The organism is Chryseobacterium oryctis (assembly GCF_025971925.1).
Taxonomy (GTDB): domain Bacteria; phylum Bacteroidota; class Bacteroidia; order Flavobacteriales; family Weeksellaceae; genus Chryseobacterium; species Chryseobacterium oryctis.
The window spans coordinates 427,664-445,411 of record NZ_JAPDHV010000003.1 but is presented as its reverse complement, the minus strand read 5'-3'; the positions used below and the strand labels follow the sequence as shown (position 1 = coordinate 445,411).

Genomic DNA, 17,748 nt, shown 5'->3' with positions numbered 1-17,748 from the left:
AAAGAGGCAATTGAGCCTCTTTTTTATGTCATAACGCAGTCTCCGTCTCCATCCTGAAAAATCGGATTAAAGTTCTCCGGAAGAGCTTCAATAAGTGTATTATGAAACATATATCTTCTTTGGATATTTCGTTCGTGTATTTTCGGAAAATATTTTTCGGCTTCTGCTTTTTGGTTGAATTCAGTCTGATAACTCGTTAAAGTGATTATTTTATTTTTTACAATAAAATAGCTTAAAAGGTCGATAAAATCCGCTAAATCAGATTTTGAAAACAGATAAGGAATTTTTAAATGTCCGTCTCTTATCAATAGGAGAGAGCAGATTTTGAGGTGATTGTTTTCATCAAAAATTTTCACCCAATAATATTTGAAAACTTTGGAATAAGAGGAAAATAAGTAATCTTCTTCTTTTTGATTTCCTTCCAAAACCCAAGGGTTTTCAATAAACCAATTTATTTCTTCCGTATTGCGATTACTTTGGAAATTCGAAATGAAATCAGTACTTTCTGAATCGATTTTGTATAAGATTTCATATGTAAAATCAGGTTTTTTAATAAATTGATTCTTGAAAGATATTGCAGAGTTCAAAAAGATGTCACCCAACCGAAAAATAGGTTTTAAAGCCTTTGTTTTTGGTTTTTTTGAAGGAATAATGTTTTCAAAATCGGTTCTGAAATAAAATCTTTTTCCATTCTTCGGTTGAATGTATTGAAAACTTCCTATTTTGTTATAAAGAGACTCTGCTTCTTTTGTAAATTCAGTAAGAACTATTTTTTCATCATATTCCTCAAAAGCTTTTTGCAATAGTTTTTGAGCGATTTTTTTTCCTCTGAATTTATTACTGATATACAACGTACTTAGCCAGGCATATCTAAGTTTTTGGTTGTTTATATCAAAATAATCGGGAAAACAGCCTAAATATCCTGCCAATTCTTCATCTTCAAATGCAAGAATCAATAACGTTTGCTCATCGGTAGCTTTGGGATTTTTGATGTGAGATTGTGCTCTGTGAGCCGTTATGGGAAGAAAATCGTATTTTTTATAATTTCCGGATGATACAAATTCTTCTAATTCTTTTTTATTCAATGTTTTAAGATGTATCATTTTCTGACGATTTTATTTTTATGTATCAATTTCTTTAATCTGAAATAAGCGATTTCCTTTTTTATAATTAATTCCGCATTTTCACCTGTTTCCATCGGTATTCTTTGAAAATTTCTTTCAATACTGTCAAGTTTTACTCCAGCACTTCCGAACGTACAAAAGAGATCTTTGTTTTCAAATAATTTGTCAAAAAACACTTTATTTACACCAAAATCGGTAAAAGGAAAAGCGAAACTTTCGTACAGAAAATTGTTTTCTTTTAAATATTCGAATGTTTTGAAAGTCGTTTCAAGTTGGTGTTCAAGAGATAAAAGGTCATAACGAGGATGATCCCAGCTATGAGAAGAAATTCCGAATCCTTTTTGCGTTAAAATATGTAATTGTTCGGTTGTTAAATAAGGTTTTTGTTCTTTTAAAAAGGAATTGAAATCAATCTCTAGAATTTGTGCCAATTTATCTAAAGTATTCTTTTGTAAATAATTAATATCAAGAACTTGACGCTTAATGTCTTCTTTTGAGTGGAGGATTTTATAAACTTCAGGATTTACATTGTTATTTTTTTCAATTTCGTTAATAATTAAACTTGCTTTACAACGGAACATTAAATCCTGATTGTCAATAAATGCGGGATTGATGAAGTTGATGGCATAAATTCCTTTTCGTTCCAAAATAGGAACAATGACATCATAAAACTCCCGAAAACCATCATCAAAAGTAAGTAAAGCGATTTTCTTCTTGGGTTTGAAATTTCCTTCTACATAATCTTTAAACTCACTCCAATTTACAAACTGAAAATATTTTGAAATATAATCTAAATCTTGCTCAAACTGCTTTATTTTTTTATAATTAATAACATTCTCAATGTGAGGTAACTTTTCATCAGAAACACAGTGATAAACAGGAACACAATAATCTAAAGGAAATGATTGTTCAATATTTTCCTTCTCGAAGTTTGCTAAAAAATGAATGAGTTTTTCTTTGAGCATTACAGTTCAAAAATAAAAAAGAATCTATTTAAATGAATTAAAATTTAAATAGATTCTAAGTTTTTTATTGATAAAAAATTATTTTACAATTTTCATTTCATCAATCAGCCATCTAGAATCGGCAAATTTATCAACGATGAAAAGAATATATTTGGTATCAACCATAATGTTTCGGCTAAAACGAGGATCATAATTAATATCACTCATTGTACCTTCCCATTGTCTGTCAAAATTCAACCCGATAAGGTTTCCGTGTGCATCCAAAGCCGGACTTCCAGAGTTTCCTCCTGTTGTATGGTTAGTGGCTGTGAATCCTACAGGTACATCGCCTGTTTTATCTTTATAAATTCCGTAATCTTTTTTGTTATAAAGGTCAATTAATTTTTTTGGAACATCAAATTCATAATCTCCAGGAATATATTTTTCAATTACACCAGCCAAATATGTCTGGTAATTGTAAGAAACAGCATCTCTAGGAGAAGAGCCTTTTATTTTTCCGTAGGTTACACGAAGGGTAGAATTGGCATCCGGGAAGAATTTTCTGTCTTTATCAGTAGCGATCTGTTGGGCCATGAAAGTTTTTTGTAAAGCATCAATTTTTGTTTGTAAAGAAGTAAATTGAGGATCTGCAGTTTTCATGTAAGTCTCTCTCATCGATACATAAAGCTGATAAATAGGATCTTTTTTCAAAGTTTTTATCAGTTTGTCCTGATTAGAAAATGCTTTATCTATATCAGTTGACAAAGAAGCTCCGTTTACAGTTGCTCTACCTGTGATGATTGAATTTTTAGAAGCCTCTTCAATAGGTTGAATGTTTTGAGCTTCATTTTTATACTTGTCAAATCCGGAAGGAAGGAATTGTGAAGCTGTTTTGTTTGCGTAAAGAGCCAATAATTTAGCTGTTACTTTCGCATCCAATTCAGCGCTGTAATCTTTGTAGAATGATGATAATCTATTTTTCAGAGAAGTGATTCCCTTTTCATCCATTCTTCCTGCTTCAACTGCTGAAATATAGTTGTAATAATCTCCCGCAAGTTTTAAAGTTTCAGCATTTCTGATAACTTCTGTGTAATAAGCATTATTTAAAGCATAAGGAGCCTGATCGTTGTATAATTTGTTTAATTGGTCAATAGTTGATTTTATTTCATGATTTTTTGAAACTAAAGAACCTTCATACATTACTTTTTTCTGTACTGCATTTGATTTTTTCAGACCTTCAACTTCACCAATCCATTTTTTCCAGTAATTGGCTACAGAAGCATATTTTGAAGCGTATTTGATGCGTGTTGCATTGTCTGTACGCATTTTTTCGTCTAAAGTTTTTAGGGCAACATCTCTTACTGCGATTCTTGCAGGATCGATTTCTGTCATTATTTTTTCAACAGCAATTGCAGGAAGGTATTCCGTTGTTCTTCCTGGAAATCCGAATACAAAAGTGAAATCGTTTTCGTTTTTGTCTTTTATAGAAACAGGAAGATAATGTTTGGGAACATAAGGAACATTGTCTTTTGAATACTCTGCAGGTTTATTGTTTTTGTCTGCATAAATTCTGAACATCGAAAAATCTCCTGTATGTCGTGGCCAAACCCAGTTGTCTGTATCCGAACCAAACTTACCGATACTTTGTGGCGGAGCACCTACCAAACGAATATCTTTGAATGTTTCTATGGTGTAAGCATAATATTTATTTCCGTAATACATTGGTTTTACAGAAATAGACTGGTAAGATTCTATTTTCTGAGAGTTTTTATAAATCTCAATATTTTTAGCAATTTGTTTTGAAAGTTCAGGTTCTGTAAGTTTATCCGTACCTTCTAAAATTTGATTAGTTACTTCTTTTATGTCAACAATGAAATCTACTGTTACCCCTGGATTTGGAAGCTCTCCGGTCATGTTTTTGGCCCAAAAACCGTTTGATAAAAGGTCGTTTTCCACTGTTGAATGTGCCTGAATCTGCCCATATCCGCAGTGGTGGTTTGTTAATAATAAACCTTTTGGAGAGATAATTTCAGCAGTACAACCTCCGTTGAACTGTACCACAGCATCTTTTATACTTGCTTTTTGAGGATTGAAGATGTCTTTTGCAGAGATTTTCATTCCCAAATCCTTCATTTCCTTTTCATTAAGCTCTGTCGGAATCCACATTCCTCCGTATTGTTGTGCAAATGCCATTGTAGCAGGCAAAAGAAATACAGATAAAAGTATCTTTTTTGTCATAATCAAAATTTTGCCCCAATTTACAAAGAAAAAGGGAGAAAAAGGTTATGAATTGTAGGATATATATTATAAAGTTTATTGGTTGAATAAAAAATAATTTCTAAGATTTGAAATAAATTTACGAGCTAGTTTAATTATTGATTTTAAAATTGATAGCTAGTAATTTTTTCATCAGTCATTAATTGTTTAATTAAAGTTTCATGATGTTTATTTTTTCCTGTTAGTTTCCAGATTGTAGAAAAATTTTCTTTACTGTATTGTTGTCCTATCATTACATATTTCAGGTGATGTTCTTTGAATATGACTTTACAATGTTCTATATGCTGAGCATCTCCGACTGCAATTTTATATTCACGAATTTTATGAATGTTGTCAATATAGTTCTGTAAATAAATAAGTGAGCTTAAAATCAGTAAAACCAGAATCGCTCCTAAAATAGAAAGATAAACATATCCTGCGCCTATTGCCATTCCAATGGAAGCTGTGGCCCAAATTGTTGTTGCAGTCGTAATCCCGTCAATTTTATTATCTCCTTTAAAAATGACTCCGGCTCCCAAAAAGCCTATACCTGTAATAATATTCGCAGCCAATCGATCAGGATTTTCAACCCCGATTGCAAGAGAAAGGATTGTAAAAAGGCAAGACCCGAAACATACTAAAATGAAAGTACGCAAACCTGCCGATTTGTTGCGATATTCTCTTTCAGCTCCGATACATAAACCAAGAAGAACGGATATGAAAATCAATAACAGTTCATTTTGGATAACATTATGGTCTTTTAAAAAATCCATTTTTTTTAAATTATTAATAATAAAATTACAACAAAATAATGAACATTTTTAAAGTTGGATAATATAAAAAATACTGCCTTAAAAAGGCAGTATTTTTAGGTTGTTTATAAAAACAAATTACTGGTCTAAGTGTTTTTAAGAGATTTATTATTTTTCTATCAAATCCAGAAACTGTTGCTCATCAAGGATTTCAATGGTTCCGATGTCTTGGGCTTTTTTCAGTTTGCTTCCTGCTTTTTCACCTACAACAAGGTAATTTAGGTTTTTTGATACCGCAGAAATGTTTTTACCGTTATGTTTTTCTACCATTTCTTCAGCCTGTTCTCTTGTGAATAGAGATAATTTTCCGGTGAAGAGAAATGTTTTTCCTTCCAAAGCATTTGATAAAACTTCATTGGTAGATTCTCTCTTTTCAAGCTGAACTCCATGAGATTTTAATCTTTCAATCATTAAAATATTTTCAGGGTTTTTGAAGAATTCAACGATGCTTTCCGCAATTTTTATTCCGATGTCTTCTACCTGGCAAAGTTCTTCTATCGAAGCATTTTTCAACTCTTCAATGGTCGGGAAGTTTTTTACCAATTTTTTGGCAACCGTTTCTCCAACGTGCTTTATTCCAATTCCGTATAAAACTTTTTCAAACGGAATTTCCTTTGATTTCTCAATCCCCGAAATAATATTTTGAGCCGATTTTTCAGCCATTCTTTCGAGTGGAAGAAGTTGTTCTTTGGTTAAAACATAAAAATCTGCAGGGTTTTCGATTAACTTTTCTCTGTAAAGTTGCTCGATGGTTTCACTTCCTAGATTTTCAATATTTAAAGCCTTTCTAGAAACATAATGAATCATTCTTCCTACAACCTGAGGTGGACAATGAAGTTCGTTGGGGCAGAAATGAATAGCCTGATCTTCAATTTTCACCAACTCGGTTCCACATTCAGGACAATGTTTGATATATTCGATTTCTTTGCTTTGTTCGGTTCTTTTTTCTGTATTTACCCCAACAATTTTTGGGATAATTTCACCTCCTTTTTCTACATAAACGAAATCATTTTCATGTAAATCAAGTTTTTTAATGATGTCCTCATTATGCAAGGAAGCTCTTTTTACAATGGTTCCAGCTAATAAAACAGGCTTTAAATTGGCAACAGGTGTAATCGCTCCGGTTCTTCCTACCTGATAAGAAACGCTTTGTAATTCGGTTTCAACTTTTTCTGCTTTAAATTTATAAGCCATTGCCCAACGTGGAGATTTGGCAGTATATCCAAGTTGTTTTTGTTGTTGTAAAGAGTTGACTTTTAGTACAATTCCGTCTATTTCAAAAGGTAAATTGTGTCGTTCAGTATCCCAAAAGTTGATGAATTCTTTTACTTCATCCAGTGTTTTGCACAATTTTGCCTGTTGTGAAGTTTTGAACCCCCAAGTTTTCGATTTTTCGAGCAATTCCCAATGTGATTCTGCAGGAATCTGTTCAGAAATAAATTGATACAAAACAGACGACAGACCACGTTTTCTTACCTCGCCGCTATCTTGCATTTTTAAACTTCCACTTGCTGTATTTCTGGGGTTCATAAACGGATCTAACCCTTCTTCTTCACGAAGTTTATTGATTTTATCGAAATTTTTTCTTGTTAAGTAGATTTCGCCTCGCATAAAGAAGTGTTCAGGGAAATCTCCTTTTAATTTTAAAGGAATATCTGAAATTGTACGAACATTTGCCGTGATTTCATCCCCTTGAAAACCGTCTCCACGAGTTACAGCCTGTACAAGTTTTCCGTTTTCATACAAAATAGAAATCGAAGCCCCGTCATATTTTAATTCTGCAACAAATTCTACAGGTTCATCAATGGTTTTAATGATTCTTTTTTCCCAATCTTCGAGGTCGTTAAAATCATAAGAATTATCCAATGAATACATTCTGAATTTATGTTGAACTGTCGGAAAAACTTTGGTAATTCCTCCGCCAACACGCACTGTAGGTGAGTTTTCGTCATAATATTCAGGATATTTTGCTTCTAAATCACGAAGTTCTTCCAATAGCATATCAAAGTCATAGTCTGTAATGGTAGGTGTGTCTAGAAGGTAATAGTTTTCATTATGTTGATGAAGCTCTTTGCGAAGTTCTTCTATTTTTTGTTGAATGTTTTCAGGCATTGTGGTTCTATCTTTTAAGCAAAAATAATTAAACTAATTCCATTTAAAAAATATGGGAATTAAATATTGTACAAAATTAAAATCTCTTAATATGTTTCAATAAACTGAGTCTCTAAGGAAAAAAGTTTTATGTTTAAAAACACTTAACATAATGTTTTTATATAATTTAAAAAATGTTAAAATTCTCTTAATCACTAATGGTTTACCCTTGCAATACCTTTGCACTCAACTAATTTGATGACATGAGAAAAGTAAAGATTGTATTGGGATTATTGTTCTTAAGTTTTGGAACATTGGCTTATGCACAGACGACACAAGCTTCAATTGTGGGAAAGGTAACAACAACCGGAAATGTGGCTCAGGAAAGGGTAAAAGTAGTAATTGTAAATGAGTCTACAGGTTTCAGAACAGAAACGGAAACCAATTCTAAAGGAGAGTATATTTTTAAAGAAATTCCTTTAGGTGGACCTTACACGGTGATTGTAAATGAAGAAAAAAAAGAAGGTTACAATGTGAATTTTGGAGATCAGGTGACTGTGAATCTGAATCTGGGAGAAAGTAAAGAAAAACTTATTGACGAAGTTGTTGTAACAGGGAATTTGAAAAATAAAATCGGAAATCTAGGTTCGGCAACAGCGATTACATCTAAAAATATTGGGATTTTGCCTGTAAACGGAAGAAATTTCACCAATCTTACAGAGCTTTCGCCTCTGAGTGGAAAGGGAGGGAATCTTTCAGGACAATTAGGTTCTTCTACTAATTTTACGATTGATGGGATGACTGCGAAAAATCCTACTTCTGCAGGTTCTACGACAAGTAGAAGTGGTGCTCCTTTTTCTATTTCGATTGAGGCGGTTCGTGAATTTAAAATTACAACCAATCAATATGACGTTACGCTTGGAAGAAGTGGAGGAGGTACGGTAAGTGCAGTTACAAAATCGGGAACAAATAAATTTTCAGGAAGTGCTTGGGAATATTTGAGAACGAATTGGCTTTCGAGTTCGTACGATATTCGTGGAAATAAACGTCAAAATGATTTTTCAACATCTCAGTTTGGTTTCTCTTTGGGAGGTCCTGTCATTAAAAATAAACTGCATTTTTTTGTTGCATGGGATCATCAGCTAGATTCAAGACCGTTGCTTATTGCTGATATAAAATCAAAAGAAGATGAAGCAAGATTGAATATCAATAATGGTACTCTGAATCAGTTTCTAGATATTGCAAGAGCAAAATACGGAGTCGGAAATTCACCACAATTCGGAAGTTTTGATAAAGTAAGAAATTCTGATGCTGCATTTTTACGTTTAGATTGGCAGATTAATGAAAAGCATTTGTTGACTTTAAGAAATAATTTCACTTATGACATTAACAAAAACGGATTAAGCGATAATACAGCGATTAATTTCTTTGAATCTTATGGTAATGATAAAAATTTAGATAACAGTTTATTGCTTACGTTGAGGTCAAACCTAAAACCCAATTTAACCAATGAATTAAAAGCACAATATTTATATACTTTCCAGGATAGTTATCAAAATGATGAATTGGGGCATCCGGTTCCAAGAGCAATTGTAGAAGGTGTAGCATCGTCAATAGATGGTAAAACCCGTACAACGAGTATTCAGATTGGAGGGCATCGTTTTGCTCAGGAAAGTTTTAGAAATAATGTTTTCCAGATAGTTGACAATTTGTATTACAATACGGATAAGGTGAAATATACTTTTGGAGCAGATTTAATGTACACAAGAGCAAAATCTGTTTACGGAAGTGAAGTAAATGGTAGGTTTCATTTTCAGGGAATGGATGCTTTTAATAATCTGATTTCTAACAGATATTACAGGGAAGTTCCTTTAATGAGTGATCCTTCTGTGAAGTCAGGTATCTGGAATCTTGGTGTATACGGACAATTCCAGACTAAAATTGCGACAGGTCTCGATTTTATGGGAGGATTAAGATTGGATTATGGAGGTTATCCTAAGGCTGAATTTAACCAAAAATTGTACGATGAAATGGGAATCAGAACGGATTATAAAATTAAATCTTTTGTAATTCAGCCAAGATTTCAGTTTGACTGGAATATTAATGAGCAAAATAAAGATTTCGTGAAATTCGGGGCGGGAATTTTCTCTTCAGATATCAATAATTATATGCTTATTAATAATTTGGTGTTTGATGGAAAGCATTTGGCGACAGTAGATGTTAATCCTTCTCAGATTGGTCTTACACCTGATTTTGTAAGTTACAGAAATGATTATGGTTCTGTGCCTTCTTTATCTCAATATCAGCTTCCGACAATTAATTTTACAGGAAAAGATGCTAAAATTCCTATTGTTTATAAAGCAAATGTATCTTATACGCATTTCTTTAATGAAAAATTCAGAGCAGGAATTGCCGGTTATATGGCTTTGGGTAGAAACAATTATTACTATTATGACAGAAATATGGCTGTAAATCCGTTTATAACTTTGGCTAATGAAGGAGGAAGAGGAGTTTTTGTACCTGAAAGCGGAATTACAAACAATGCAAATAATACAGTAACTCTAAACTGGAAAGAAGGCAGAATTAATAAAAATTTCGGAAGAGTTCTGGAGTTGGTGAGTGACGGAAAGGTAAACCAGTTCTCATTTGTAGTCGATACAAGCTACCGTTATTGGAAAGATGGAGAAATCACAGCAAGTTATACTTGGTCAGATATTAAAGATAATACTTCATACAACGGAAATGTAGCCAATTCAGCGACTTTATCAACAATGGTTCAAAGTGATCCCAGAAATTTAAGAATGACTTATTCTGATAATCAATTCAGGAATAAAGTAGTTGTTTATGGTAATTCGCCTACTATTGCAGGATTTACGTTGGGTGTAAGATATTCAGGAATTGGCGGAACTCGTTTTTCTGTGACAGCAGGAGGGAATATTAACGGAGATTTTGTTGATTCTAATGACTTAGCATATATTTTTCCACAACTTACCCAATCTTTAATTGATGATCCTGAAGTGGGCTCAGCACTCAAAGACTATATTACCAAATACAATAACAATATTGCCGAAAGAAATGGTGGAAAGAATGGTTTTTATGGAATTTGGGATGTGCGTGTAGCAAAGAAAATAAAATTTGAGAAAATTGGAGCTTTTGAGCTTTCTGTAGATATCTTTAATGTTGCCAATTTGCTTAATAAAGAATGGGGAGTGAACAAATCTTATGGTACGATGGCGCTTTACAGAGCTACAAAATTTAATACAGCTACAAAACAGTTTGAATACGTGAGGAATACAAGTGGTTTAGAACCTTTGTCGGGGAATCCTTACCAAATTCAGATAGGCGCGAAGTATACTTTTTAAAAATTAAAACACTACTTTTATATTAATTATCAAATTGTATTATGAAAAATTTTATCTTAGGGTTGGCAGTTTTAAGCACAGTCGTAATGAAGGCACAAACCCAGATTATTGCACATAGAGGTTATTTTCAGACAGAACCTCCGACAACGGAAAATTCTCTTACATCATTGAAGAATGCTCAGAAATTAAAAATTTATGGGTCTGAATTTGATGTAAGAATGACAAAAGACGGAATTTTGGTGGTGAATCATGATGAGCATCACGCAAAAATGGAAATTTCGGAGGTTACATTCAAAGAGCTGGAAAAAATAAAGCTATCAAATGGTGAAAAATTTCCAACATTAAAAAATTACCTGAAACAAGGCAAAAAAGATGCTTCATTGAAGTTGATTGTGGAAATTAAACCTACAAAAACCCCTGAACTAGAGACTGAAATGGTAGAAAAGACTATCAAGATGATAAAAGATATGCAGCTTGATTCTCAAAGTGAATTTATTTCTTTTAGTTTGCATATTTGTAAAGAAATCAAAAGAATTGCGCCTAAGTTTAAAGTTCAATATTTGAATGGCGAATTGTCTCCGGAACAAATTAAAAGTGAAGGATTGGATGGTTTAGATTACCATTACAGTGTTTTTCAGAAAAATCCGACTTGGATTTCAGAATCAAAAAAACTAGGGCTTATCACCAATACTTGGACGGTAAATGATCCTGCAATTTATGACCAATTGAAAGCTCAGGGTATTGATTTTGTTACAACTAACATTCCTGATAAATTAAAAGGTAAATAAACATTTTGTATATTATTTTTTGAAAGTTTGTCTCATTTTGAGGCAAACTTTTTTGTTTTAAAAGTGGGAAAATAAAGTTATATAAATATTCTTAAGTTTTTGTATTAAGAATAGGTAATGGTTCTAAACGATTGTTGTATAGGTGATTATTTGTTTTTGTTAATAATAAATTAATATGTAATTAAATAATTGTTTAATAAATGTTAAAATGATGTTAAAGTCATAATGGTAATGCGGTTTTAATTTTGCGCAAACATTTTGGATATGCGAAAAGAGAAACAAAAGTTGCTGGTTTTGTCACTGTTAGGATTAGTCAGTGTCAATTTAATGGCTCAACAAAAAGCAAAAAGAGATACCATCAAAAATATTGATGAGGTTGTGGTCACGGCTTTGGGGATTAAAAGACAGGATAAATCCCTTGGCTATTCTACAGAAACCATAAAATCTGATGAAATTCTTAAAACTCAGAACAATAACTGGGCACAATCTTTAGAAGGTAAAGTTGCCGGACTGAAAATTCAGACGGCGGGTGCAGGATCTTTAGGAAGTTCAGTTATCAAATTACGTGGAGATATTTCCATGAATATGGATCAGAATAATGCTCTTATTGTGGTAGATGGTATTCCGTTGAATAATTCTACTACAGGAACAGGGTTTTCTGCATATGGAGCAGGTTCTAAGGCTGATTTGCCTATTGACTACGGAAACGGAATAAACAGCATTAATCCAGATGATATTGAATCGATTTCTATTTTGAAAGGTTCTTCAGCAGCTGCTTTGTATGGCTCAAGAGGGGCAGGAGGAGCTATCATGATTACCACGAAATCAGGTAAAGGTAAGAAGGGTAAGATTCAGGTGAGTTTAAACTCATATTCGAGTTATGATTCTGTTTTAAAATGGCCTGATTACCAGTATGAATATGGTCAGGGAACGATGCAGAAGGATACAAACGGAAATTATTTCTATTCTTACGGAGCTTCTGCGGACGGTGTAAATACAGGGGGAACAAGTAGTGCTTTTGGACCGAAATTTAACGGACAATATTTTTTCCAATATGATCCTACGGTAGAAGGTCAGAGTTTAACCAGACAATTGTGGAGACCCTACAAAGATAATATTAAAGGTTTTTGGCAAACGGGTACTACCTTTTCAAACAGTGTTTCTGTGGAATCTTCGAATGATAATACATCTTTCAGAACATCATTAACGTATTTGAAAAATGAATGGATGATGCCTAATACAGGCTTTGATAGATTCAATGCCGCTCTTTCGCTTGATCATAAAGTAAACGAAAGATTGAAGGTTGGGGTAAAATTCAATTACAGTAAAATGAAGAGTGATAATTTACCGGCAACAGGGTATAGCAATCAGTCTATTTCATATTTCATGATTTTCCAGAATCCGAATGTAGACTTAGTTTGGTATGAACCAATTTGGAAAAAAGATAAATATCAGACAGAGCAGATTCATCCTTTCAGTTCTTATATTGATAATCCTTATATGATTGCTTATGAAATGCTGAATGGGGTAGATAAGAATTTCATCACAGGTAATGTGAATGTGAATTATAAAATTGCAAAAAACTTCGAGGTAATGTTTAGGTCGGGGATGGAGCTTACTAATGAAGAACGTACTCAGAGAAGACCTTGGAATTCTGCAAATTATCTTCAAGGGATGTATAGAGAACAGCATGTTAAATTGATGGATTTGAATAATGATCTTTTGTTTTCTTACAAAAAGACATTCAATGATTTTGATTTCAGTGCATCTGTCGGTGGAAATATCCGTTATTCGGAATATACAATGTATGATTATTTAGCAGATGGGCTTCTTAAACCTGGAATTTACACGCTTCCCAATGGAATTTCAAACATTACAAAATTTGCCAAACCGGGAGATAAACAGGTGAATAGTACGTATGGATTGATGACTTTAGGGTACCAAAACAAAATGTTTTTAGATGTTACCGCAAGAAATGACTGGAGTAGTACGCTTCCAAAAAGTAACCGTTCTTATTTCTATCCATCGGCGAGTGTGTCTTTTATTCTTTCTGATATTTTCAAGCTGACCTCGAATAAATTTAATTATTGGAAATTAAGAGGTTCCTGGTCAAAAGTAGGAAATGATACAAATCCGTATAAACTTATTAAATATTATAACAATAGTGATTTTTCCGGTTCTGTGGAAGCTCCTTCACTGTATCCAAACCCAAACTTAAGACCTGAAATGCTTACCAATATCGAAGCCGGAATGGATTTTAGCTTCCTGAAAAACAGAGTTACCTACAATTTTACAGTTTATCAGAATAATTCTAAAGATCAGATTGTTGATATTCCTACTTTGCTGGAGACGGGTTATAGTAAAAGAACCATTAATGCAGGTGAAGTAAGAAACCGCGGAATTGAAATGACGTTAAATACATTTCCTGTTAAAAACAAAAACTTTTCATGGAGTATAAATGCAAACTGGTCAATGAACAGAAATAAAATTTTGTCTCTTCCAGAAGAGTTTCACGGTGAACCGTATACAATGGGTAGTGTAGGTGGAGTGGTTTATTACAATGCTGTGGTCGGAGGTTCGCTTGGTGATATGTATGGTTATGGATTAGAATATTCTCCTGACGGACAAGTTGTTTTCGGAACTGATGGATTGACGGCTAAACCTACTCAAATGAAGAAAATTGGTAATGCATATCCGAAATGGAGAGCAGGACTTCAGAATGAATTCAGGTATAAAAATTTTACGGTAAGTTTTTCATTTGACGGTCAGTATAAAGGTATGGCATATTCTCAGTCGCATCATAAGATGACAGAACAAGGGAAATTAACTCATACTTTGGTAGGAAGAGATAACCCTAATGGATTGATTATAGGAGAAGGAGTGGTTCAGAATCCTGATGGTTCTTATTCTCCTAACACAAAAGGAGTGGCTGTTCCTACATATTATGCTGATTACTATAGAAGAGCAAACGTTGAAACCAACTCATTCGATACTTCTTTTATTAAGTTAAGAGATGCCAGAATTTCTTATTCTTTTCCTAAAAGTGTAGCAGAACAATTGAAATTAACTGATTTGACTCTGGCATTATTCGGAAGAAATCTTTGGATGTGGACGAAGTTCCCGTTGTTTGATCCTGAAGCTGCAACTCTTAATGATAATCAGATTACGGCAGGTGTAGAAATGGGACAACTTCCGACTGCAAGAACGGTGGGTATTCAGCTTAATGTAAAATTCTAAAATTTAAAATCATGAAAAAATTACTCTTAAATATATTATTAATTTCAGGTATAAGTTTGATTCCTGTTTCTTGTAGCAGGAGTTTGGATGAGGTAAATACAGATGAAAGCAGAATAAGTGATCCTGTTGCGGCTAAATTATTAGTTCCTATTCAATACAATATGGCGTGTGTTAACTATATGAGAGCCGATGACTTTACTTTCGATGTTATGCAGGTTTCTCTTGGTTTTCCAAACGAAGGTAACTCTTTGAGTCGTTATTATGTTACTGAAAATACAGGCGCGGGTTTTTGGAATAACTCTTATAAATGGCTAAAACAAGTAGATGATCTTAAAAAAGCGGCAATAGAAGAAAACGATCCGAATTATCAGGCCATAGCAATGGTTCTTAATGCCTGGATATACTCTAACCTTACGGATACCTACGGAGATGTTCCGTTTTCGGAGGCTTCAAAATTAGATGAAGGTATCAGTCAGCCAAAATTTGATAAACAGAAAGATATTTATGTGAAATTATTGGATGATTTAAAAACGGCAAATTCTCTTTTTGTTACTACAAAATTACTTACAGGGGCTGACTTATTTTATAAGGCGGAATCTGATAAAAATGGAATTACAAACTGGAAAAAACTATGTAATTCTCTTTCTTTGAGATTGTTGACAAGAATTTTAAAAAGAAATGGAGAAGTAAATGTTCATGAGAGAATTCAGGAAATTATAAGTGATCCTGCATCTTATCCTATTTTCCAAAATAATAATGAAGGTGCAAAACTGAATATTACAGGTGTTTCTCCTTTGCTTCCGCCGATTGCGAGACCTCAGGATTTCACGACAAGCAGAGCGGCTTCAGAGTTTTTTGTTGAAACATTAAAGGCTAATAATGACCCTCGTATGGCTCTGTTTTTCTCTCAGGCGAAAAGTATCCCGGGAAATACAAATATCGGCTACAAAGGTGCTCCTTCAGGATATGCTTTCGGAACTACGTTCGATTATCAGCCATCAAATTTGAATCAGAATTTGGCAAAAGCTCCCTTAAATATTTTGATTTATCCTTATGCTGAATTGCAATTTACTTTAGCAGAGCTTGTTTTAAAGGGAATTATTCCCGGAAATGCACAAACTTATTATGAAAATGGGGTGAAAGCGGCTATTGAACAATGGGGTTCTGTTGTTCCTGCAAATTATTTTACTAATCAAAATGTAGCTTACAACGGAACTTTGGAAAGAGTTATGCTTCAAAAATATGTGGCTTTATTCTTTGTAGACCAGCAACAATGGTTTGAAAAGAGAAGAACAGGTTTTCCGGTGCTTCCCAACAATGGAGGGCTTTTAAATAATGGCAATTTACCTCAGAGATTGATGTATCCACCAAATCCGAAAGTTTTAAATACTACTAATTACAATGCTGCAGTACAATCTATGGGAGGGGATAATATCAACATCAAAATGTGGTGGAATCAATAATTTTTTAACGAATTAAATTATAAAGTAAAATGAAAATGAAATTTTTAATACCAAGTTTGCTGGTTTCTGCACTAGCGTTTTCTCAGACTTCGGTTTCGGGATATGTTTTTGAAGATTCAAATAAAAATCAGAAGAAAGAAAATAGAGAGAAGGGTATAGAAGGAGTAGCTGTATCAAACGGAGTTCAGGTCGTTTTGACAGATAAAAATGGTAGATATAGCCTTCCGATTCAGGAAAATCAAACTGTTTTTGTAATTAAACCTTCTGGTTATCAGGTTGCTTTGAGTAGTAATAATCTGCCTCAATATTATTATCATTATAAACCCAAAGGTTCTCCTGCTGATTTTAAATATAAAGGAACACAACCAACGGGTGAGTTGCCAAAAGAGCTGAACTTTGGACTTTATAAACAAAACGAAAACAAAAATTTCGATATTTTGGTTTTTGGAGATCCTCAACCTTATACAGAAAAAGATTTGGATTATTTCAAAAGAAGTATTGTAAATGAGGTTAAAAACAATAAGAAAAATGCTGTTTTCGGAATCAGTTTAGGGGATTTGGTTGGTGATGATTTGAGTCTGCATAAACCTTATGCTGATGTAATGAAAGAAATCGGTTTGCCTTGGTATAATGTGATGGGTAATCATGATATGAATTATGATGCTAAAGAAGATCAGTTTTCAGATGAAACTTTTGAGGCAAATTTTGGTCCTGCAAACTATTCTTTTAACTATGGAAATGTTCATTTCGTTGTTTTGGATGATATTTTATATCCCGATCCTAGAGATGGAAAAGGGTATTGGGGAGGTTTTCGAGAAGATCAGTTGAAGTTTATCGAAAATGATTTGAAATTGGTTGATAAAAATAAATTAATTGTTGTTTCTTTCCATATTCCATTAGAACATCATAATGAAGATAATTTTAGAAATTCAGATCGTCAAAAATTATTTGATTTTCTGAATCCGTTTCGTAACGTGTTGCTTCTGTCGGCACATACGCACGTTCAACAACAGATTTTTTACGGAAAAAAAGCCGGTTGGAACAGTTCAAAAGACTTGCATGAGTATAATGTGGGAACAACTTGCGGAGACTGGTATTCCGGAACTGCCGATGAAGCGGGATTGCCAACTTCTACTATGAGAGATGGTACTTCAAAAGGATATTCTTTTATTAGTTTTAATGATAATCAGTATAAAGTAAAATACAAAACGGCAGGGAAGCCTGAAGATTATCAAATTAGTTTGTATGTTCCGAAAGTGGTTCCTTTTCCGTCAAAAACATCAGCAAAAATATATGCAAATTTCTTTATGGGAAGTAAAAAAGATAAAGTAGAATATAGAATAGATGATGGAGATTGGAAGGAAATGGAATATGATGAAACTATAGACCCGAATTTTGCATTGTCAGTTTTCAAATGGGATACTACTCAAAATCTTTTCCCTGGTAGAAGACCATCAAACCCTGAAATTTCAAGACATATTTGGACAATAGGATTTCCTAAAAAATTATCATTGGGAAAACATAAAGTAGAGGTAAGGGCGACAGATATGTACGGAAATCAGTTTTCAGCGTCAGAAAATTTTGAGGTTCAAAACTCAATTATTATTCCTTAAGCCTTTTTTATTATTTACTATACTTTCAATTGTAAACCAACTTTTAGGAGTTGGTTTT

The 17,748-nt window shown here is 33.3% G+C and carries 10 protein-coding genes; 5 read left to right on the top strand and 5 right to left on the bottom strand.

Going from position 1 to position 17,748, the window contains the following annotated elements; genetic code table 11:
* Positions 1 to 23: 23 nt before the first annotated feature.
* The 5 genes from OH806_RS09040 to ligA form a co-directional block, all read right to left on the bottom strand.
* A complete protein-coding gene (locus OH806_RS09040) occupies positions 24 to 1,103 on the bottom strand; it encodes a GNAT family N-acetyltransferase (RefSeq protein WP_264743345.1) in 1,080 nt (359 codons plus the stop codon).
* Positions 1,100 to 2,089 carry a polysaccharide deacetylase family protein gene (locus tag OH806_RS09035; protein ID WP_264743344.1) on the bottom strand — a complete coding sequence of 330 codons (990 nt, stop codon included), beginning with the start codon at positions 2,087 to 2,089 and terminating at the stop codon, positions 1,100 to 1,102. The genes OH806_RS09040 and OH806_RS09035 overlap by 4 nt, the downstream gene beginning before the upstream one ends.
* Before the next feature lie 78 nt (positions 2,090 to 2,167).
* Positions 2,168 to 4,306 (bottom strand): S46 family peptidase, encoded by a 2,139-nt coding sequence (locus tag OH806_RS09030; protein ID WP_264743343.1) that lies wholly within the window; start codon positions 4,304 to 4,306, stop codon positions 2,168 to 2,170.
* Between the two features lie 143 nt (positions 4,307 to 4,449).
* Complete coding sequence (locus OH806_RS09025) at positions 4,450 to 5,097, bottom strand: MgtC/SapB family protein (protein WP_264743342.1); 648 nt, start codon at positions 5,095 to 5,097, stop codon at positions 4,450 to 4,452.
* Between the two features lie 147 nt (positions 5,098 to 5,244).
* Positions 5,245 to 7,248 (bottom strand): NAD-dependent DNA ligase LigA, encoded by a 2,004-nt coding sequence (gene ligA / locus OH806_RS09020; RefSeq protein WP_264743341.1) that lies wholly within the window; start codon positions 7,246 to 7,248, stop codon positions 5,245 to 5,247.
* 242 nt (positions 7,249 to 7,490) lie between these two features.
* Here ligA and OH806_RS09015 point away from each other — a divergent pair, with 242 nt between their 5' ends.
* The 5 genes from OH806_RS09015 (at position 7,491) to OH806_RS08995 (ending at position 17,690) form a co-directional block, all read left to right on the top strand.
* On the top strand, positions 7,491 to 10,589 hold the full coding sequence (locus OH806_RS09015) for a TonB-dependent receptor (RefSeq protein ID WP_264743340.1): 3,099 nt from the start codon (positions 7,491 to 7,493) through the stop codon (positions 10,587 to 10,589).
* A 41-nt stretch (positions 10,590 to 10,630) separates the two neighbouring features.
* Positions 10,631 to 11,377, top strand: a complete 747-nt coding sequence (locus tag OH806_RS09010; RefSeq protein ID WP_264743339.1) for a glycerophosphodiester phosphodiesterase family protein — start codon at positions 10,631 to 10,633, stop codon at positions 11,375 to 11,377.
* Between the two features lie 264 nt (positions 11,378 to 11,641).
* Positions 11,642 to 14,614 carry a SusC/RagA family TonB-linked outer membrane protein gene (locus OH806_RS09005; protein WP_264743338.1) on the top strand — a complete coding sequence of 991 codons (2,973 nt, stop codon included), beginning with the start codon at positions 11,642 to 11,644 and terminating at the stop codon, positions 14,612 to 14,614.
* Between the two features lie 11 nt (positions 14,615 to 14,625).
* Positions 14,626 to 16,077, top strand: coding sequence for a SusD/RagB family nutrient-binding outer membrane lipoprotein (locus tag OH806_RS09000; RefSeq protein WP_264743337.1), 1,452 nt, complete (start codon positions 14,626 to 14,628; stop codon positions 16,075 to 16,077).
* A 29-nt stretch (positions 16,078 to 16,106) separates the two neighbouring features.
* On the top strand, positions 16,107 to 17,690 hold the full coding sequence (locus tag OH806_RS08995; RefSeq protein ID WP_264743336.1) for a calcineurin-like phosphoesterase family protein: 1,584 nt from the start codon (positions 16,107 to 16,109) through the stop codon (positions 17,688 to 17,690).
* The last annotated feature ends 58 nt before the right edge of the window (positions 17,691 to 17,748 follow it).